Source organism: Herpetosiphon sp. (genome assembly GCF_003512625.1).
Classification (GTDB): Bacteria; Chloroflexota; Chloroflexia; order Chloroflexales; family Herpetosiphonaceae; genus Herpetosiphon; species Herpetosiphon aurantiacus.
The window spans coordinates 1-464 of record NZ_DOPT01000079.1; the positions used below are offsets into that span (position 1 = coordinate 1).

Annotated in this window: 1 protein-coding gene; it reads left to right on the forward strand. The window is 50.4% G+C overall.

The features are described 5' to 3' along the window. Positions 1 to 165 precede the first annotated feature (165 nt). The coding region (locus DEF47_RS17055) for a pyridoxal-phosphate dependent enzyme (RefSeq protein WP_287045253.1) at positions 166 to 464 on the forward strand (299 nt) is incomplete at its 3' end.

A 464-nucleotide genomic window follows, 5' to 3' on the forward strand; every position in this document is an offset into this window, starting at 1 on the left:
GGTGGCAATCCCAAAACAAATCACCATCCCCGCCATCAACAACAAACTATGTGCATCCATACAACTCCTTTCTGTGCGCCTTGCCACATTGACACAAACCTAAGCTATGTTATGCTATTATTGTTAGGTTTGTCGTTTAACTTAGTTAACAAAAGGACCCAAACCATGGCGCGGATTTATGACAACATTACCCAACTTATCGGCAACACGCCGCTGGTGCGCTTGGGCAAAGTTAATACCACGGGGGCGACGGTATTAGCTAAGCTTGAGTTCTTCAACCCAGCCAGCAGCGTCAAAGATCGGATTGGCTTGGCGATGATCGAGGCAGCGGAGGCCGCCGGTCTGATCAATCCAAACGATACCACGATTATCGAGCCAACCAGTGGCAATACGGGGATTGGCCTCGCATTTGTGGCTGCCGCGAAAGGCTACCGCATTGTGCTGACCATGCCCGAAACCATGAG